Origin of the sequence: Microlunatus sagamiharensis, from assembly GCF_900105785.1 — a bacterium.
In the GTDB taxonomy this organism is placed as follows: domain Bacteria; phylum Actinomycetota; class Actinomycetes; order Propionibacteriales; family Propionibacteriaceae; genus Microlunatus; species Microlunatus sagamiharensis.
The window spans coordinates 3,831,942-3,849,846 of record NZ_LT629799.1; the positions used below are offsets into that span (position 1 = coordinate 3,831,942).

At 74.7% G+C, this 17,905-nt stretch carries 17 protein-coding genes; 11 read left to right on the forward strand and 6 right to left on the reverse strand.

The genetic code is table 11. From position 1 onward, the window contains the following. Window positions 1–37 precede the first annotated feature (37 nt). Entirely contained in the window at window positions 38–625 is a 588-nt protein-coding gene (locus tag BLU42_RS17665; protein WP_091077485.1) for a LysE family translocator, read from the reverse strand. 122 nt (window positions 626–747) lie between these two features. Here BLU42_RS17665 and BLU42_RS17670 point away from each other — a divergent pair, with 122 nt between their 5' ends. Then, window positions 748–1,179, forward strand: a complete 432-nt coding sequence (locus BLU42_RS17670; protein ID WP_231918252.1) for an Lrp/AsnC family transcriptional regulator — start codon at window positions 748–750, stop codon at window positions 1,177–1,179. Between the two features lie 73 nt (window positions 1,180–1,252). Here the strand turns inward: BLU42_RS17670 and BLU42_RS17675 are convergent, their stop codons facing one another. Next, window positions 1,253–3,247: an MSCRAMM family protein gene (locus BLU42_RS17675; protein WP_172825821.1), complete on the reverse strand. Its 1,995-nt coding sequence runs from the start codon at window positions 3,245–3,247 to the stop codon at window positions 1,253–1,255. A gap of 43 nt (window positions 3,248–3,290) precedes the next feature. On the opposite strand from BLU42_RS17675, the gene BLU42_RS17680 reads away from it, so the two are divergent. Together BLU42_RS17680 and BLU42_RS17685 are read left to right on the forward strand one after the other, a co-directional pair. Beyond that, entirely contained in the window at window positions 3,291–4,001 is a 711-nt protein-coding gene (locus BLU42_RS17680; protein WP_231918253.1) for a class E sortase, read from the forward strand. Window positions 4,002–4,088: 87 nt separating this feature from the next. Then, on the forward strand, window positions 4,089–5,093 hold the full coding sequence (locus BLU42_RS17685; RefSeq protein WP_091077492.1) for an NADP-dependent oxidoreductase: 1,005 nt from the start codon (window positions 4,089–4,091) through the stop codon (window positions 5,091–5,093). A 4-nt stretch (window positions 5,094–5,097) separates the two neighbouring features. On the opposite strand, the gene BLU42_RS17690 is transcribed toward BLU42_RS17685, so the two are convergent. Continuing rightward, a complete protein-coding gene (locus BLU42_RS17690; RefSeq protein ID WP_231918254.1) occupies window positions 5,098–7,371 on the reverse strand; it encodes a glycoside hydrolase family 3 N-terminal domain-containing protein in 2,274 nt (757 codons plus the stop codon). 202 nt (window positions 7,372–7,573) lie between these two features. Between BLU42_RS17690 and BLU42_RS17695 the strand changes: the two genes are divergently transcribed. After that, window positions 7,574–8,989: a sensor histidine kinase gene (locus BLU42_RS17695; protein ID WP_091077500.1), complete on the forward strand. Its 1,416-nt coding sequence runs from the start codon at window positions 7,574–7,576 to the stop codon at window positions 8,987–8,989. Between the two features lie 200 nt (window positions 8,990–9,189). On the opposite strand, the gene BLU42_RS21655 is transcribed toward BLU42_RS17695, so the two are convergent. Both BLU42_RS21655 and BLU42_RS17700 read right to left on the reverse strand, forming a co-directional pair. Further along, entirely contained in the window at window positions 9,190–9,318 is a 129-nt protein-coding gene (locus BLU42_RS21655) for a hypothetical protein (RefSeq protein ID WP_269457996.1), read from the reverse strand. 23 nt (window positions 9,319–9,341) lie between these two features. Next, a complete protein-coding gene (locus BLU42_RS17700; RefSeq protein WP_157720073.1) occupies window positions 9,342–10,766 on the reverse strand; it encodes a hypothetical protein in 1,425 nt (474 codons plus the stop codon). 139 nt (window positions 10,767–10,905) lie between these two features. On the opposite strand from BLU42_RS17700, the gene BLU42_RS17705 reads away from it, so the two are divergent. The 4 genes from BLU42_RS17705 to BLU42_RS17720 are packed head-to-tail and all read left to right on the forward strand — an operon-like array spanning window position 10,906 to window position 14,004. After that, window positions 10,906–11,613, forward strand: a complete 708-nt coding sequence (locus BLU42_RS17705; protein ID WP_197680497.1) for a glycosyltransferase family 2 protein — start codon at window positions 10,906–10,908, stop codon at window positions 11,611–11,613. Further along, a complete protein-coding gene (locus BLU42_RS17710) occupies window positions 11,610–12,362 on the forward strand; it encodes a TIGR04282 family arsenosugar biosynthesis glycosyltransferase (protein ID WP_091077508.1) in 753 nt (250 codons plus the stop codon). Before BLU42_RS17705 ends, BLU42_RS17710 begins: the two co-directional genes overlap by 4 nt. Then, window positions 12,359–13,027 carry a class I SAM-dependent methyltransferase gene (locus BLU42_RS20755; RefSeq protein WP_157720074.1) on the forward strand — a complete coding sequence of 223 codons (669 nt, stop codon included), beginning with the start codon at window positions 12,359–12,361 and terminating at the stop codon, window positions 13,025–13,027. Before BLU42_RS17710 ends, BLU42_RS20755 begins: the two co-directional genes overlap by 4 nt. Further along, a complete protein-coding gene (locus tag BLU42_RS17720) occupies window positions 13,024–14,004 on the forward strand; it encodes an NAD-dependent epimerase/dehydratase family protein (protein ID WP_091077509.1) in 981 nt (326 codons plus the stop codon). The genes BLU42_RS20755 and BLU42_RS17720 overlap by 4 nt, the downstream gene beginning before the upstream one ends. A 30-nt stretch (window positions 14,005–14,034) precedes the next feature. Here BLU42_RS17720 and BLU42_RS17725 read toward each other — a convergent pair whose 3' ends face one another. Further along, a complete protein-coding gene (locus tag BLU42_RS17725) occupies window positions 14,035–15,093 on the reverse strand; it encodes a DNA topoisomerase IB (RefSeq protein ID WP_091077512.1) in 1,059 nt (352 codons plus the stop codon). Window positions 15,094–15,213: 120 nt separating this feature from the next. On the opposite strand from BLU42_RS17725, the gene BLU42_RS17730 reads away from it, so the two are divergent. The 3 genes from BLU42_RS17730 to BLU42_RS17740 all read left to right on the forward strand — a co-directional run bounded on the left by BLU42_RS17730 (window position 15,214) and on the right by BLU42_RS17740 (window position 17,875). Beyond that, window positions 15,214–15,555 (forward strand): DUF3072 domain-containing protein, encoded by a 342-nt coding sequence (locus BLU42_RS17730; RefSeq protein ID WP_091077515.1) that lies wholly within the window; start codon window positions 15,214–15,216, stop codon window positions 15,553–15,555. Between the two features lie 84 nt (window positions 15,556–15,639). After that, complete coding sequence (locus BLU42_RS17735) at window positions 15,640–16,635, forward strand: TIGR03557 family F420-dependent LLM class oxidoreductase (RefSeq protein ID WP_091077519.1); 996 nt, start codon at window positions 15,640–15,642, stop codon at window positions 16,633–16,635. Window positions 16,636–16,900: 265 nt separating this feature from the next. Then, window positions 16,901–17,875: a hypothetical protein gene (locus BLU42_RS17740; protein ID WP_091077523.1), complete on the forward strand. Its 975-nt coding sequence runs from the start codon at window positions 16,901–16,903 to the stop codon at window positions 17,873–17,875. Window positions 17,876–17,905: the final 30 nt, after the last annotated feature.

A 17,905-nucleotide genomic window follows, 5' to 3' on the forward strand; every position in this document is an offset into this window, starting at 1 on the left:
GCCCCTCGAGCCGACCGGCCCGGGGGGCGCAGCCGTCTCAGGAACCCTCGACCCAGAGCGGCACCACGGAGGCGACGAGGAGCACGGCGAGGGCGACGTTGAGCGTGCGCCACTGCCAGGGCCGCGTCAGCACCCGCCCGAGCGCGCCGCCGAGGGTGCACCAGAGGAGCTGCGACACGGTGGCGCCGGCGAGGAACGTCGCGCCCAGCAGGGCGGCCAGGCGGACCGGCCCGTCCGCCGCCCCGGCGAACGCGCCCGCCGCGCTGAGCGTCATCGCCCAGCCCTTGGGGTTGAGCCAGAGCAGCAGCACGCCGGCCCGGAAGCGCCGCGGACCGGCGAGCTCGGCCTCGCGCGGAGCGTCGCCGTGCGCTGTCTGCCACGCCAGCCGGAGCAGGTACGCCGTGCCGAGCACCCGGACGACGAGCTCGACGTGGGGGACGCGGAACAGCACCCCGGCGAGGCCGAGCGACGCGGCGACGGCCAGGCTCGCCAGCCCGACCGCGATGCCCAGCACCAGGGGCAGCGACCGGCGTACGCCGAAGCGGGCGCCCGAGGCCGTGGCGAGGGCGGTGGCCCCGCCGGGGGACACGGTCGCGACGATGACGAAGAGCAGGACGGCGAGCACTCCTCGACCCTGGTCGACCCGTCGTGTCCCGCACAGGCACTTCTCACGGTAGAACTGGACGCGTGCCGACGAATCGACGGACCGAGCGCCCTCCTGCCCCGCGAGCCGAGGTCCTCGACCTCGTGAACCGGCAGATCCTCGGCCTGCTGCAGGAGGACCCCCGGCTCTCGATGGCCGCGCTGGCCCGGCAGGTCGGGATGAGCACGTCGGCCGTGACCGAGCGGGTCGACCGGCTGAGGAGCGACGGGGTGGTCGTCGGCTGGCGGCTCGAGGTCGACCCGGCGGCGATCGGGCTGCCGGTGACCGCGTACGCCCGCATGCGCCCCGGTCCCGGTCAGCTGGCCAAGGTGACCGCGCTCGTCCCCGACGTCGCCGAGGTCACGGAGTGCCACCGGATCACGGGCGACGACTGCTTCCTGCTAAAGCTGCAGGTCGCCTCGATGGCGCACCTCGCCGAGGTCCTCGACCGGCTGTCGGTGCACGGGCAGCTCACGACCTCGATCGTCGTGTCGACGCCCGTCCCGCTCCGCTCGGTCGCGCTGCCCCCGGGCTGAGGTCCGCTCTCCGCGCTCGGTCAGCGAGTGGGACGACACCCCGGGGACCTCGGCCGAGGTCCCCGGCGCGCCGTCACTCTCGGCGGGTGGACGGGCGGCGGAGGAGGACGACGGCGCCGGCCGTGGCGCCGAGGCCGAGGAGGAGCAGGGCCAGGTCGGGGCCGCCGGTCTGGGCCAGGGCCGGGCTGGAGCTGCCGCCCGAGCCGCCGCCCGAGCCGCCGCTGACCGGCTCGGTGCCACCCCCGCCGCCGGTGCTGGTCTCGCGGACGAGGACGAAGTCGAGGCCCGTGGTGTCGGCGTCGGTCACGTCGAAGGCGAGGCTGTCGCCGTCCTGGGCCTCGTAGCCCTCCGGCGGCTCGACGGTCGCCGTCCACCCCTCACCGGCCAGCAGGTCGTCCACCTGCCAGGTGCCGTCCTCGCCGGTGGTGACGGTCGCGTACGGCTCGCCGTCCGGGTCGACCACGGTGACGTCGACCCCGCGGAAGGCCATGCCCGCCTCGTCGACGACCGTGCCGGACGCGCTGAAGGTCGCGGGCGGGGCGGGGGCGTCCAGGACGAAGTCGAGGCCGCGGACCGTGCCGCCGTCCGCCGGCACCGTGGCCCTGAGCGTCGCGTCGCCGACGACGGTGGCGCCGTCCGGCGGTTCGACCGTGGCGGTGTAGTCCCCGGGCGGCAGGTCGTCCACCGACCAGCGCCCGTCGCCGTCGGTGACGGCGACCCGCTTCACGCCGTCGGGCCCGGTCACCACGACCCGGACCCCCGAGGCGGTGCCGCCGTCCTCGACGCGCACCGTCCCGCCCAGGGTCCCGGTGGGCTGCGGGGTGATCGTGAAGTCCTGCCCCTCGACGGGCTCCTCGCTGTCCGGCGGCACGGCGAAGGTGCGCGGGCCCGAGGTGGTGGTGCCGGGCGGTGGCGTCGCCGTCAGGGTGTAGCCCTCGCCCACCGCCAGCTCGTCGATCACGTACGCCCCGTCCGCGCCGGTCACGACCGTGCGCTCGCCGCCCGGTCCGGTCAGGGTGACGGTCACGCCGGGCACGGGATCGCCGTCGGACAAGAGCACGGTGCCGGAGACGGCGGTCGGCACGATCGCCCGCAGGGAGAAGTCGGCGACGCGGTCGGAGGTGCTGAGGTCGACGGTGCGGCTCAGCGGGTCGTCGGAGGTGTAGCCCGTCGGGCGGACGAGCGCGACGCGGTAGCCGTCGTACGTGGCCAGCCGGTCGAAGCGGTAGGCCCCCTCGGCGTCGGTCGTCGTCTCCTCGACGACCCGACCGTCGGGGGCGAAGAGCCGCACGGTCAGCCCCTCCCGGACCTCGGCCGGGGCGTCGACCGTGCCCGTCAGGTCGAATGCCTGCGCGGCGAACCAGGTCTGGTAGACGGGGAAGCCGGCTCGGCGGGTGAAGACGAGGGTCAAGGTCTCCAGCGGCACCTGCGGCTCGAACCAGGCCGAGGCGCCGTTGGTGTCGGTGGCGCTCGCGTTCCCGGTGAGCGTCGCCTCCGCCTCGTCCCAGCTCGGGACGTCGTCGTTCGCCGTGCACGTCCCGGAGCCGCAGTAGTTGAAGACCGAGCGGAAGCCGAGGTCGGCCGGGTCGACCGGCACGCCGCCGGGCCCGGTCGCCGAGACCGTGACGGCGTCCGCGTCGACGTCGCCGAGGACGAAGGTCCACCCGCCGGCCGGCGTCGGCGCGTCGAAGGCGTACGTCGTCGTCGAGGTGCCCGGCACCCCGGAGCCGTTGGCGGTGTAGGGGCGCAGGTTCAGGTACGGCCGGCCCTTGCTGGAGCCGTAGACGTCGCCGACGGGGGTCGAGGTGGACAGGTAGGTCGAGCTGCCGCTCTGGCGGCCCACGGCCGACCCGCCGGCCGAGTCGCTGGTGATCGTCGCCGCCGGGAAGCCGGTCGCCCGCTGCCGCAGGGTGCCCGACCAGTCGTTGGCGCTGCCGTCGAAGGTGACGTCCGCCCAGCCGGCCGAGGCGGCGGACGCGCCCGGGGCGGGCGCCACGACCAGCCCGAGCAGCGTCAGCAGCCCGACGAGGGCAGGCAGCAGGGCCGCGCGGTGCCGGGGGATTCGCACGCAGGGAAGCACATCACGGCGCGCGCGACCGCACAATGGTCCGGTGAGCATCGAATCCCCCGAGCGATCTCCGGAGCCGCCCACCCGCGCCCCGCGGGCGCGCGCCTCGACCGCCGTCGGCGTCGGGCTGCTCGTCCTCGGGCTGGCCTGCCTCGGGTGGCTGGCGTACGCCTACTTCGGCACGAACGTCGTCTCCGAGCGCTCCTTCGACAAGGAGGCGAGCGGGCTGCGGTCCCAGTGGTCCTCGCCGGCCCCGCCCCGCTCGAAGCCCACGACCGAGGTCGCCGGGCAGGAGCAGGAGACCGTCGTCCCGGGCAGCGCGATCGCCCTGCTGCGGGTGCCCCGCTTCGGGGCGTCGTACGAGGTGCCCGTCGTCGCCGGCACCGCGCTGCCCGACCTCGCCCGCGGGGTCGGGCACTACGACGGCACGGCTGGACCGGGGGAGATCGGCAACTTCGCGCTCGCCGGGCACCGCATCACCCACGGGCAGCCCTTCGCGCGGCTGCTCGAGCTGCGCAAGGGCGACCAGGTCGTGGTCGAGACCCGGGACGCGGTGCTGACCTACGTGATGGACACCTCGCCCGCCGACCTCACGGTGAAGGAGACCGCGGGCTGGGTCCTCGACCCCGTGCCCGACCAGCCCGGAGCGACCCCGACCCGGGCGCTGCTCACCCTGACGACGTGCCAGGACCTCTTCCACTCCCCCGACCGCTCCGTCGGCTTCGGGCACCTGGAGAGCACGCGCAACAAGTAGACGCGTACCCGTCCCACCGGGGCGGGGCTCTCGACGAGCCGGAGTAGAACGGACGTCCGCGCACCGTCGTCGAAGGAGTCTTCTCCCGTGCCGTCCAGCACCCAGGTCCAGCTCGTCCGCCGCCCCCGGGGATGGCCGACCGAGGAGGACTTCCGCACCGTCAGCGTCGAGCTCGGCGACCTCGCGCCCGGTCAGGTCCGGGTCCGCAACGAGTTCCTGTCGGTCGACCCCTACATGCGCGGGCGGATGAACGACGGCCCCAGCTACGCACCGCCGTACGCGCTGGGCGAGACGATGACGGGCGCGGCCGTCGGCCGGGTCGAGGAGTCGACGAGCGATGAGCTGCCCGTGGGGGCGCTGGTGCTGCACGGGCTGGGCTGGCGCGACGTCACCCAGGCCGACGCCAGCGCCTTCCGCCGGGTGGAGGAGATCCCCGGCGGCCCGAGCTCGCTGCACCTCGGCCTGTTCGGCATGCCCGGGCTGACGGCGTACGCCGGGCTGACCGCGGTCGCCGGTCTGCGCGAGGGCGAGCGGGTCTTCGTCTCCGGTGCGGCGGGAGCCGTCGGTACCGCGGCCGGTCAGATCGCCCGGCTGCTGGGCGCGCGGACCGTCATCGGCTCGGCGGGCTCGGCGGAGAAGGTCGCGCTGCTGACGTCGCGGTACGGCTACGACGTCGCCCTGAACTACAAGGAGGCGCCGATCCGCGAGCAGCTGCGCGCCGCGGCGCCCGAGGGCATCGACGTCTTCTTCGACAACGTCGGGGGCGACCACCTCGAGGCCGCGCTCGACGTCCTGAACCCGAACGGTCGCGCCGCGGTCTGCGGGTCCATCTCCGCGTACAACGACAGCGCGCCCAAGCCCGGCCCCGACAACCTCAGCCGCATCGTCACCCGCACGCTGACCCTGCGCGGCTTCCTGGTCGGCCAGCACCCCGACCTCGCCGACGAGTACCGCGAGGCGGTGACACGCTGGTTCGCCGCGGGGGAGCTCGCCTACGACGAGACGGTCGTCGACGGCGTCGAGAACGCGGTGACGGCCTTCCTCTCCATGCTGCGCGGCGGCAACACCGGCAAGATGGTCGTCCGCGTCTGACGCCTCAGGCGGTGACCTCGAAGGACGCGGTCAGGTCGGCCGCCGAGCTGCCGCCGACCCACACGTCGAACGTCGAGGCGTCGACCACCCAGCCATGCTCCACCGCATTCCAGTAGCGCCGGTGCTCCGGGCCCACCCCGAAGGTGACGGTCCGGGTCTGCCCGGCGCCGACCGCGACCCGCTCGAAGCCCTTCAGCAGGCGCACCGGGCGCGACGACCGGCCGCTGCGCTGGTGCAGGTACAGCTGCACGACCTCCTCGGCGTCGCGGTCGCCGTCGTTGGTCACGGCGACCGAGACCGACACCGTGTCCTCCAGCCCGACCGACGTGGCGCCGAGCGTCAGGTCGGCGTAGGAGAAGGGCGCGTACGAGAGCCCGTGGCCGAAGACGAAGAGCGGGGTGCTCTCCTCGTCCCAGTAGCGCCGGGACTGGTTGGCGGGCTCGTGGGAGATCGTGTGGGCGTAGTACATCGGCACCTGGCCGACCGTGCGCGGCCACGTGAACGGCAGCCGGCCGCCGGGCACGGCGTCGCCGACGAGCAGGTTCGCGACGGCCGCGCCGCCCTGGCTGCCGGGGTACCAGACGTCGAGGATCGCGGGCACGTGCTCGGCGGCCCAGCGCAGGTCGAGCGGGCGGCCGTTCATGACCACCGCGACCGTCGGGGTGCCGGTGGCGACGACGCGCTGCAGCAGCTCGAGCTGCCGGCCGGGCAGCTCGAGCGAGGAGCGTGACGCCGCCTCGCCGATCATGTTCTGCCACTCGCCGACGACCACCACGGCGACCTCGGCCGCGGCGGCCAGGTCGACCGCACGCTGGAGCTCCGCCTCGTCGTCGAAGCCCTCGGGATCGACGGGCGCGTTGTCGCCCCACATGTCGAACATCGAGGGGAAGGTCCGCTGCCCGGGCCGGACGCCCGGCGCGAAGTCGACCTGCGTGCCGTCGCCCAGCCGGGCGCGCAGCCCGGCCAGGACGGTCACGGTCTCGTCGTTGTCGTGGTCGAAGACCCAGGGCCCGATGGTGTCGCGCCGGGAGTCGGCCAGCGGGCCGAGCACGGCGACGCGGCCGAGTGCGTCGGGGGAGAGCGGCAGCAGCGAACCCTCGTTGCGCAGCAGCACCGCGCTGCGCTCCGCGGCCAGGCGCGCGACGTCGCGGTGGGCCGGGTCCGCGAGCACCTCGGCGGCGCGGCCCTCGTGCACGTACGGGTCGTCGAAGAGCCCGAGCCGGAGCTTGACCGCGAGCACCCGCCGTACGCAGGCGTCGAGGTCGGCCTCGTCGAGCAGCCCGGCGCGGACCGCCTCCGGCAGGTGGGCGTACGCGGGGTCGGAGACGGCCATCTCGAGGTCGACCCCGGCCCGCAGGCCGCGGACGCCGGCGTCGGTCAGGTCGGTGGCGAAGCCGTGGGTCATCAGGTTGCGCACGGCGTTGGCGTCGCTGACGAGGAAGCCGTCGAAGCCGAGCTCGCCCCGCAGGACGTCGTCGAGCAGCCAGGTGTTGCCCGTCGCGGGCACGCCGTTGACGTCCATGTACGCCGTCATCACGTTCCCCGCGCCCGCCTCGATCGCCGCGGCGAAGGGCGGCAGGACGACGTTGTGGAGCTCGTGGTCGGAGAGGCTGACCTCGTCGTAGTCGCGGCCGCCGACGCCGTAGCCGTAGCCGGCGAAGTGCTTGGGCCCGGCGACGAGGCGCTCCGGGGTGCCGATGCCCCCGCCCTGGAAGCCGCGGACCTGTGCGGCGGCGACGGCCGCGCCCAGGAAGGGGTCCTCGCCGGCGCCCTCGACGATGCGGCCCCAGCGGGGGTCGCGGGCGATGTCGACCATGGGGGCGAAGGTCCAGTGGATGCCGACGGCGCGGGCCTCCCGGGCGGCGACGGCTTGGCCGCGCTCGATGGTCACCGGGTCCCACGACGCGGCGAGGGCGATCGGGACCGGCAGGATCGTGCGCAGGCCGTGGATCACGTCGAAGCCGAACAGCAGCGGGATGCCGTGCCGGCCGCCCTCCAGCGCGAGGCGCTGCAGGCGGTTGGTCTCGGCCGGGTCGGTGACGAAGAGGAGCGACCCCACGCCCGCCCGGGCCAGGGCTTCTTCGACCGATGCGTTCGGGTCCTCGGCGACCCCGATCGTCGCACTGGCGTCGGACCCCGGGTCGACCGCGCTGCCGAACGAGAACAGCTGGGTGAGCTGCCCGGCCTTCTCCTCGAGGGTGAGCCGCGCGAGCAGCTCCTCGACCCGGGCCTCGACCGCTCCGCGGTCGTCCTGCGCTGCGTCCGTGCTCGGCTCCACTGCCGTCCCCCTCCGCCGGTCCCTCGGTGCACCCATGGTCGCAAGGACGGAGCCGGCCGGCCCCCCGGGGGGCAGCTCGGGTTGTCCGGGGTGTACCTGAAGGAAATCTGAGAAATACCGGAGATATGCACTACGATGTAGTGCGCGGCCAGCTCTTCCCAGGAGCGGGCGCGAGGGCGGAGACGCCAGTGGGAGGACCCCGGTGGAAGGTCTCTGGAGCTACTTGCGGCGCAAGCCGCTGCAGCGTCGGGTGACGGCGCTCACCGTCCTGTTCGTGCTGCTCGCGATCATCGTCTCCAACCTGGCGGGCTACGTCGCCCTGCGCCAGACGCTCTACCGCGCCTCGCAGTCCATCGCCCTCACCGTCGCCGACGACCTCCTCCCCGAGGTCACCGCCTCGATGCAGGGTCCAGGTGTGCTGAGCCCGGACGTGCGTCAGGCCGGCGGCGTGATCGTCGAGGTGGTCGACGCCCAGGGCCGGGTGGTCCGGGTGCCGGGGGAGACCGCTGAGCTCGTCCTCGACCCGCAGGACCTGGCCTCCGCGGCGCCCGACGGGCCGCGCACCCGCCGGACCGGTGTGGACACGCAGGGCACGCCGTACGTGGTCGCGGCCGTCCCCGTCGGCACGACCGGCTACGCGCTCGTCGTCGCCCGTCCGCTCGGGCCGGTGCTGGGCATCCTGGCCACGGAGCGGCTGATCGTCCTGCTCGTGGTCCTGGGCGGCACGCTCGGCGCCGCCGTCGCCGGCATCTTCGTGGCGCGCGCGGCCCTGCGCCCGGTGCGCGAGCTGACCGCGGCCGTGCAGACCGTGACCGACACCAAGAACTTCCAGCCGATCACCATCAAGTACGCCTTCGGCGACCTCTCCGTGCTGGCCGCCTCCTTCAACCAGCTGCTGCGGACCGTCACGAGGATGCGCGAGCGGCAGGGGCGGCTCGTCGCCGACGCCGGTCACGAGCTGCGCACACCCCTCACGAGCCTCACCACCAACGTCGACCTGCTCTCCTCCGACCTGCAGAAGGGCCACCTCAGCGAGGCCCAGCGCAGCCAGATCCTCGGCGACGTCCGGGCGCAGCTGGGCGAGCTCACCGACCTGGTCGGCGACCTCGTGCAGCTCTCCCGCGACGACGCGGCGGGCGCGTTCGTCCCGCTCGACCTGCGCGACGTGGTCCAGGCCGCGGTGGAGCGCGTCCGGCGGCGGGCGGCGGACCGGACCTTCGACGTCGTCCTCGACGAGTTCCACGTCGTGGGGGACGCGGCCGGGCTCGAGCGCACGGTGACCAACCTGCTCGACAACGCGGTGAAGTGGAGCCCGGCGGGCAGCACGATCCGGGTCCGTCTCGAGGGCAACCGGCTGCGCGTCGCCGACTCGGGCCCGGGGATCGCCGAGGCGGACCTGCCCTACGTCTTCGACCGCTTCTTCCGCGGCTCCTCGGCGCGCCGGACGCCGGGGACCGGCCTGGGGCTCTCGATCGTGGCCAAGACGGTCGAGGACCACGGGGGCACCGTGACCGCGGGCCGCTCGGACGACGGCGGCGCGGAGTTCACCGTCCAGCTGCCGGGTGTCACCCACGTCGACGCGATACCCGCCGTCCTGGTGCCCGCCGCCGTCGGCTGAGCACCAGCCTCCGCCGAGCGGTAGGTTGCGGCGCGAATTTCGGCAGACGAGTCGCGGCAACCTACCTCTCGGCGAGAGAGGGGGGCTCAGACCGAGCCGACAGGCCAGCCCCTCCGCCGAGCGGTAGGTTGCGGCGCGGATTCCGGCGGACAGGGCGCGGCAACCTACCTCTCGGCGAAGGGTGGGCCGAGCTCGAGCGCTCATCTCCTGGGAGCGGCGTCCTGGAGGGCGGCGAGGACGGGCTCGGCGGCGGTGTCGAGGAACTCGCGCTGGCCCTCGTCGCCGACCTGGACGAGGGCGGTGTCGGTGAACCCCGCCTCCCAGTACACGCTGACGCCCTGGACGATCCGGCCTACCAGCCGGTGTCGAGCAGCGAGTTGACCATCACGGCCCACCCCGCGACGAGCACGAGCGCGAGCGCGGCGCCCCACCGGCTGCGCAGCAGGGCCAGCGCCGCGTAGGCGGGCACCCCGAAGGCCAGCCAGATCCGCTCCGTCTCGGCCTTGGACATCGCCGACAGGTCGGCCACCAGGGCGGCGGCGGTGCCCGTGGCGGCGACGAGCGCCACGACGACGTCCTGCGTCCAGCCCGTGCGCCGCGACCGCAGCAGCACGGCGACCGCGCGGACGACCCCGTACGCGAGCAGCGGCGACCAGGCGACGAGCCAGGCCGCGAGGTTGGCCCAGACGAAGTAGGAGTACGGCCGGTCCGACGCGGTCTGCTGGTAGTAGCGGACCCGGAGCCGGGCCAGCCCGACGAACCAGTTGAAGCCGAGCGCGAAGTGGACCGCGGCCACGAGGGCCACGCCTCCGGTGCTGACGAGCCAGGGGCGCAGCACCGCGCGCAGCCCGCCGCCGCGGGCGGTCACCACGACGGCGGCCAGGACCACGAGGCCGAAGAGCACGAGGCCGTAGTTGAGGTAGAGCGCCGCGCCGAGCAGCAGGCCCCCGGCGAGGCTCGAGCCCCAGCGGTGCCGGTTCGCGCCGCGGCAGGCCAGCGCCAGCCCCGCGGCGGCCACGCCCGCGAAGAGGCCGTCGGCGGACACCGCCATCCAGACCGCGCCGGGCATCAGGGCCGCGAAGGGGACGACGCGCCGCGCGGCGTCGGGGGCGCCCAGCTCGCGCAGCGCCACGGGCAGGCCGACCGCCGCCGCCGAGGAGACGAGGATGCAGAGCAGCCCGGCCCAGAAGCCGCCGGGCAGCCCGACCGCGGCGAGCGCCCAGAACAGCAGGGTCGCCAGTGGCGGGTGGGCGGCGACGTGCGTGGTCCAGGCGGTGTCGCCGTCGACCGTGGGGCTGAAGGCGATGTAGTCGGTGAAGGTGCGCAGGAACTCGAACGGGCTGCCGATCCGGGGCAGGTCGTGCAGGTACTCGTTCGGGTTGGTCAGCACCGTCGTCCAGCCCTTGGTCAGGCCGTCGATCATCACGAGCGAGACCATCCAGGCCAGCGCGAGCAGCCAGCCGGCCAGCAGCAGGTGGCTCCAGCGCAGCCGTGGCGCGCGGCGCTGCAGCAGCAGGCCGAGGAGCAGGCAGAGCACGGTCAGTGGCGTGCCGACCCCGGTGTGCGGGTGCCAGAAGGCCAGCAGCGGCGGGTAGGGCAGCACGATCGGCAGCCCGCGCGCGTTGAGGTCCTGCCCGACGAGCATCGACAGCCGGATCAGCACGAGCGCGCCGACCACGGCCACGAGGGCCGGCCAGCGCCAGCCCGGGGTCGCCAGGTCGGGCAGCGCGTGCTGCACGGGCTCGCGCCGTACGGCTGGTCTCACCTGGTCCCTCACGTCGACGGCGGTGCACGGGGTGCTCGGGGCGCACGTGCGACCGGTCGCCGCGCGCTGGTGCGGACAGCCTAGGGTTCGTGTGGTCGGACGGCTCCCTCGCCGGACGGCTCGGACCGTCCCCCCCGAAAGGCCCGACCCCGTGAGCGTGACCGTCGTCCTGCCGTGCCTCGACGAGGCGGCCGCCCTGCCCGGCGTCCTCGCCGCCGTGCCCGAGGGCTGGCCCGTGCTCGTGGTGGACAACGGCTCCGTGGACGGCAGCCCCGAGCTGGCCGCGCGCCTGGGTGCGCGGGTCGTGCACGAGGCGCGCCGGGGCTACGGCGCTCCCGTGCACACGGGCATCGAGGCGGCCGGGACCGAGCTGGTGGCCGTGCTGGACTGCGACGGTTCGCTGGACCCGGCCGAGCTGGTCGGACCCGTGGAGACCGTGCTGCGCGGGGAGGCCGACCTCGTGGTCGGACGGCGCCAGGTCGTCCAGAGCCGCTCCTGGCCGTGGCACGCCCGCGCCGGCAACGCCGTCCTCGCCGCGCTGATCCGGGCCTCGACCGGCGTCGCCGTCCACGACATCGCCCCCGTCCGAGTGGCGCGGCGCCAGGCGCTGCTCGACCTCGGGATCGAGGACCGCCGGTTCGGCTACCCGCTCGAGACGGTGCTGGCCGCCGCGCAGGCCGGCTGGCGGGTCGTCGAGGTCGACGTGACCTACCGCCGCCGCGCCGCCGGCGGGAAGTCGAAGGTCAGCGGCTCGGTCCGCGGCACGCTGCGCGTCCTGCAGGACTTCACCGCCGTGCTGCGTCGCCGGGCCTTCCGACGTCATCCGTCCGGCGCCACCGCTCCGAACCCCCTCACGTGACCCCCGAACCCGCACGCGCCCCGTCGCCCGCCACGTCGCCCGCCACGTACGTCGTGCTGGCCAAGGCGCCGGTGCCCGGAGAGGTGAAGACCCGGCTCACGAGCGCGTACTCCCCGCACGAGGCCGCGGCGCTCGCGGCCGCCGCCCTGCTCGACAGCCTGGACGCCGTCCGCGCGGCGGCGGGGCTGGCCGGCCCCGGGGGCGCCCACCTGGTCTGCGCGCTGACCGGCGACCTCGACCGGGCGGCCGCACCGGCCGCGCTGCGCACCGGGCTGGAGGGCTTCCGGGTCGTGGACCAGCGCGGCGAGGGGCTCGCCGAGCGGATCGCCGCGGCCCACGCGGACGCTGCTGCGGGCACCGCCGGAGAGCACGACGGACCCACGGTGCAGATCGGCATGGACACCCCGCACGCCGACCCGGCCGTGCTCGCGCGGGCGGCTGCGCGCGTCGGCGAGCCCGACGGCGCGGACGCGGTCCTCGGGCTCGCCGAGGACGGGGGCTGGTGGCTCCTCGCGCTGAGGCGTCCGGCCGACGCGTCGCTGCTGCGGGACGTGCCGATGTCCACGGTGCGGACCGGCGAGCTCACCCGGGCCGCGCTCGAGGCGGGCGGGCTGCGCGTGGAGGAGGCGCCCCCGCTCTCCGACGTGGACGAGCCCGACGACGTCCTCGCCGTGGCGCGGCTGTGCCCGCAGACGCGCTTCGCCGCGCTGGCCGGCGTCCTCGGCGGGCGGACGGCGGTGCCCGCGTGACGCAGCCCGAGGCGTTCTTCGAACCCGGCTTCGCCGAGGGCGGCGGCCAGCTCCACACCCGTGAGGGCGAGGTCTGGGACCTGCCCGTGCAGACCTGGGACGCCGACGCCGGCCCCGGGGACGAGCGCCTGCTGGCCCGCTGCGCCGGCTCGACCCTCGACGTCGGCTGCGGGCCCGGCCGGATGGCCGCCGCGCTGGGCGCCCGCGGCGTGCGGGCGCTCGGGGTCGACGTGTCCCCGTCGGCGATCGCCATGGCGCGCTCGCGGGGCGCGATCGCGCTCAACCGCGACGTCTTCTCGCTGGGCCGCAGCGCCCAGCGCTGGCGCCACGTCCTGCTGGTCGACGGCAACGTCGGCATCGGCGGGGACCCCGTCCGGCTGCTGTGGCTCTGCCGCGAGCTCCTCAGCCCCGGGGGCACCGTCCTCGTCGACGTGGCCCCGCCCGGCCACGGGTTGCAGGTGACCACCGCACAGCTCGTCGGCTCCCGTGGTCCGGGAGCCTGGTTCGCCTGGGCCGTGCTGGGGCTGGACGCGCTCGAGGTCGTCGCCGCGGCGGCCGGCCTGGACGTCGCCGAGGCCTGGCTCGTCGAGGACGAGCAGCGCTGGCAGGCCGAGCTCGTGCCGGCGACGCGGTGGCCCGCCCCGGGCGGAGAGGTGCGGTCATGAGGGTCCTGGTCACCGGCGGGGCCGGGTTCATCGGGCGTCGCGTCGTCCTGCGGCTGGCCGAGGTCGGCCACGCACCCGTGGTCTTCGACCGCGCGCTCGACCCCGCCGACGACGTCACCGACCTCGCGCGCGTGCGCCAGGCCCTGGCCGGCTGCGACACCGTCGTGCACCTCGCGGCCAAGGTCGGGCTCGGGCTCGACATCGACGACATCGACGACTACGTGACGCAGAACGACGTCGGCACCGCGGTCGTGCTGCGGGCCGCCGCGAACGCGGGGACGGCGCGGGTCGCGTACGCGTCGTCGATGGTGGTCTACGGCGAGGGCGCCTACACCTGCCCGGTGCACGGGCCGACCAGCCCGCCGCCGCGCCGGGTCGCCGACCTCGAGGCCGGCCGCTTCGACCCGCTCTGCCCGCGCTGCGGCTCCGACCTCGTGCCCGGGCTCGTGCCCGAGGGCGCGCCGCTCGACCCGCGCAACGTCTACGCCGCGACCAAGGCGCAGGGCGAGTACCTGGCCGCGGCCTGGTGCCGGGAGACGGAGGGTTCGGTGGCGGCGCTGCGCTTCCACAACGTCTACGGCCCCGGCATGCCGCGCAACACCCCGTACGCGGGCGTGGCGTCGCTGTTCGCGAGCGCGATCGCCCGGGGCGAGGCCCCGCGCGTCTTCGAGGACGGCGGCCAGCGGCGCAACTTCGTCCACGTCGACGACGTCGCGGCCGCGGTGGTCGCCTCGCTCGAGGCCGACCTGGCGCCCGGCGTCACCCCGCTGAACATCGGCTCGCCCGACGTCACGACGGTGGGCCGGATGGCCGAGGTGCTGAGCGAGGAGCTCGACGGGCCCGCGCCGGTCGTGACCGGTCAGTTCCGTCTCGGGGACGTCCGCCACATCACCGCCGACTGCACGGCGGCCGAGCGGGTGCTCGGCTGGCGGGCCGAGCGGCCGCTGTCGAGCATCGCCGAGCTCGCCGGGTCCTGAGGCGGCCGGGGGTCCGGCCGCCGACGGGCCTCAGTGCAGGTGCGGCAGCTCCTTGCGGAGGGTTCGCTTGCTGGTCGTCAGCAGCTCGTGCACGGCCCTCTCGATCTTGCCGTGGGTGGTCCCGCCGGCGAGGTCGCGCTTGCCGACGGCCAGCGCGGGGTCGATCGTGATGCCGTCGTTGAACAGGTCGATCAGGCGCGGGTCGACGTAGGACTTGCGCGCCACCGTGGGCGTGTTGCCGAGGTAGGTCGACACGTCCTTCATGGCCGCGCTGACCGCCCGCTTGCGCTTGGAGTCCGTGGTCGCCCCCTCGAGCCGTTCGGCGAGCTCCACGGCGGCGATGACGGTCCCGTGCCAGGTGCGGAAGTCCTTGGCCGACACCTCGCCGCCGACGATCTCCTTCACGTAGCCGTTGATCTCGGTCGAGGTGACGTCGTGCCAGCCGTCCTCGGTCTCGTACGCGAGCAGCTCGGGGTTGTCGTCGTCGCGCTCGACCAGCGCGCGCACGGCGGCCATCACGTCCTTGTCGACCAGGCCGATGTAGCGCTCCTTCCCGGACTTGGCGATGTAGTCGAAGACGACCTGGCCGTCCTCGAAGGACACGTGCTCACGCCGGATGGTCGCGAGGCCGTAGCTGTGGTTCTCCTCGGCGTAGGCCTCCCCGCCGATGCGGAAGAACCCGAGGTCGAGCAGCCGGAACGCCGCCCCCATCGCCCGCTCGTAGGGCATGCCCTGCCGGCGCAGGTCCTTGCCGGCCCGGCGCCGCGCCCGGGGCAGGTTCTCGGCGACCTCGAGCACGCGCTCGTGCTTGGCCGCGTCCCGCTTGACCCGCCAGGCCTCGTGGTAGCGGTACTGGCGCCGGCCGGCCTCGTCGGTGCCGACCGCCTGGATGTGGCCGTTGGGCAGGGAGCAGATCCAGACCTCCTCCCACGCCGGCGGGATGACGAGCGCGATGCAGCGCTCCAGCTCCTCGCCCTCCAGCTCGAGACCCTCGAGGTCGAGGTAGACGAAGTCCTTGGTCGGATCGGGCTCGACCCGGCGCCGGCCGTAGCCGGGCTGGGACGGGGAGACGGTGCGCAGACGGACCACGAGCCCATCGTTACCCCGGAGCCGGTCCTCGTACGCCGTGGCGCACGTGGCGGACCGCGTCGGGGCGCACCCCGCCGCCCTCGCACCGGAACTGTCGGAGGGGCCACCTAGGTTGTGCCCATGACCGAGCAGACGCACAGCAGCCAGCAGGACTCCACCGCACCCGAGGGCGAGTTCACCTCCGAGACCAGCCAGGCCGCCGCCGAGGAGACCAACGACGTCCAGGCCTCCCCGGAGCACAACGGGGAGGTGCTCGGCGCCTCCGGCAGCGGCAGCAGCGACCCCTCCCTGGAGAAGGACCCGAGCGAGTGGGTCACCGGCGGCGACCCGATCACCTCCGCGCAGAAGAGCTACCTCGACACCCTGGCCCGCCAGGCCGGCGAGGAGATCCCCGCCGACATCACCAAGGGCGAGGCCTCGGAGGAGATCGAGCGCCTGCGCAAGGAGACCGGCAAGGACTGAGGTCCGCACCGGTCTGCCCGGCCGGGGTCCCGTGCGGGGGACCCCGGCGTGAGCGGGCGGCGCCTGCCGGGGTAAAGAAGTGCCATGGTGCGATTCGGCTACACCCTCATGACCGAGCAGAGCGGGCCCAAGCAGATCGTCGAGTACGGCGCTCGGGCCGAGCAGGTCGGCTTCGACTTCGAGGTCTCGAGCGACCACTACTCCCCGTGGCTGACCTCCCAGGGCCACGCCGGCTACGCGTGGACCATGCTCGGCGCCGTCGCGGCGCTGACCTCCAGCGTCGAGCTGATGACGTACGTGACCTGCCCGACGATCCGCTACCACCCGGCCGTGGTGGCGCAGAAGGCCGCGACGCTGCAGATCATCAGCGACGGCCGCTTCATCCTCGGCCTCGGGTCGGGGGAGAACCTCAACGAGCACATCACCGGCGAGGGGTGGCCTCCGGTCGCCCAGCGCCAGGACATGCTCGAGGAGGCGGCGATCATCATCCGCCAGCTGCACACCGGCGAGCTGACGACCTGGGAGGGCAGCTACTTCCGCGTCGACTCCGCGCGCGTCTGGGACGTGCCGGACGGCGGCGTGCCGATCGGCATGGCGGTGTCCGGGGAGAAGTCGATCGAGCGCTTCGCCCCGCTCGGTGACCACCTCATCGCCGTCGAGCCGGACGCCGACGCGGTCAAGAAGTGGGACAAGGAGAAGGGCGGCCTCCTCTCCAGCGGCAAGGGCTCCCGCAAGATCGGGCAGATCCCGATCTGCTGGGGCACCGACAAGGACGCGGCGATCGCCAAGGCGCACGACCAGTTCCGCTGGTTCGGCGGCGGCTGGGCCGTGAACGCCGATCTCCCCACGCCGCACGGCTTCGCCGGCGCGACGCAGTTCGTGCGCCCCGAGGACGTCGCCGAGGCGATCCCCTGCGGTCCCGACGTCGACGCGATCGTCCAGGCCGTCAGCGCGTACTGGGAGGCGGGGTTCACCGACATCGCCCTCGTCCAGGTCGGCGACGAGGGCCAGCGCGAGTTCCTCGACACCGCCGCGGAGCCCATCCTCGCCGCCCTCCGGGACGCCGCTCCCAAGAGCTGACCCGCCCAGGCTCGGCCCAAACCCCGCCGAGAGGTAGGTTGCCGCGCCCTGTACGCCGGGATCCGCGCCGCAACCTACCGCTCGGTCTGGGCTGAGCGCCTGGCACGATCTGCGCCCGCCCCTCTCTCGCCGAGAGGTAGGTTGCCGCGACTTTTCTGCCGGGATTCGTGCCGCAACCTACCGCTCGGCGGAGGCTGCTGGGTCCTCGTGAAGTAGGGCTGTGGATAGCGGGACCGGAGCGTTCCGGGAGCCGCACCATCGAGCGGTGACGCGCTTCGAGACCGACCTCGCCGACGCCGTACGCCCCCGTGAGGCGGCCGTCCTCGACGAGGACGGGATCGCGCCGCACGTGCTGCGCACCCGTCGCTGGGAACGGACCAGCCGCGGGCTGTACGTGCTGGCCGGTGCCCGACGGTCCGCCGCGCAGCGGATCGTGGCCGCTGCCGCTCTGCTGCCGTCCGACGGGGTCGTCGGCGGCTGGGCCGCTGCGCACGTGCACGGCGTGGACCTCCTCGACGGGCTGGACCGCCGGGGCGAGGAGCTGCCCGTCGACGTGCTCCTCCCGCCCGGCCTGCACCGCCAGCACCTGCCGGGCGTCCGCTACCGCCGCGCCACCTTCGCCCCCGGCGACCGGGAGGAGGTCGCGGGTCTGCCCGTCACCTTCCGGGCGCGGACGGCCGCCGACCTCGCCTGCGGTGCGAGCTCGACGACGGAGGCGACCGTCCTCCTCGACCTGCTGGTCGCGGCGGGGCTGCAGCCCGAGGAGCTCGAAGCCGTACCGCTGCGCGGGCGACGAGGGGCGGTGCAGGCACGCGAGGCGATCGCGCTGACGAGGAGCGGTTCGCTGAGCCCCGGTGAGACGCGCCTGCGGCTGCTCTACCTCGAGCAGGCGCCGGACGCGAGGATCCACCTGAACCCGACCCTGACCGCCCGCGACGGCCGCTTCGTCGCGATGCCGGACCTGTTCGACGAGGACGCCGGCCTCGCGCTCGAGTACGACGGCGCGACCTGGGACGGTGAACGCTCCGCCGGCCACCGCGACCCCGAGCAGCACCGGGAGGACAACGTCCGCGAGGAGGCCATGGAGCGCCTCGGCGTGGTCGTCGTTCGGGCCGGCGCCGGCGACCTCGGCGCCCACCGCGTCCAGACCGCGTACCGGATGCGTCGCGCTCGGCTCGACGGGCTCGGGCGGGACCGGACGCGGGACCGCTGGCTCCTCCGGCCCCGCATCGAGCGGTAGCTTGCCGCGGCTGAACCGGCGTGTCGGGCG

What these genes read in the sequence shown, in the direction of transcription:
- BLU42_RS17720 (WP_091077509.1), top strand. Translation starts at nt 13,024, where the DNA reads ATGAGGGTCCTGGTCACCGGCGGGGCCGGGTTCATCGGGCGTCGCGTC.
- BLU42_RS17730 (WP_091077515.1), top strand. Translation starts at nt 15,214, where the DNA reads ATGACCGAGCAGACGCACAGCAGCCAGCAGGACTCCACCGCACCCGAG.
- BLU42_RS17735 (WP_091077519.1), top strand. Translation starts at nt 15,640, where the DNA reads ATGGTGCGATTCGGCTACACCCTCATGACCGAGCAGAGCGGGCCCAAG.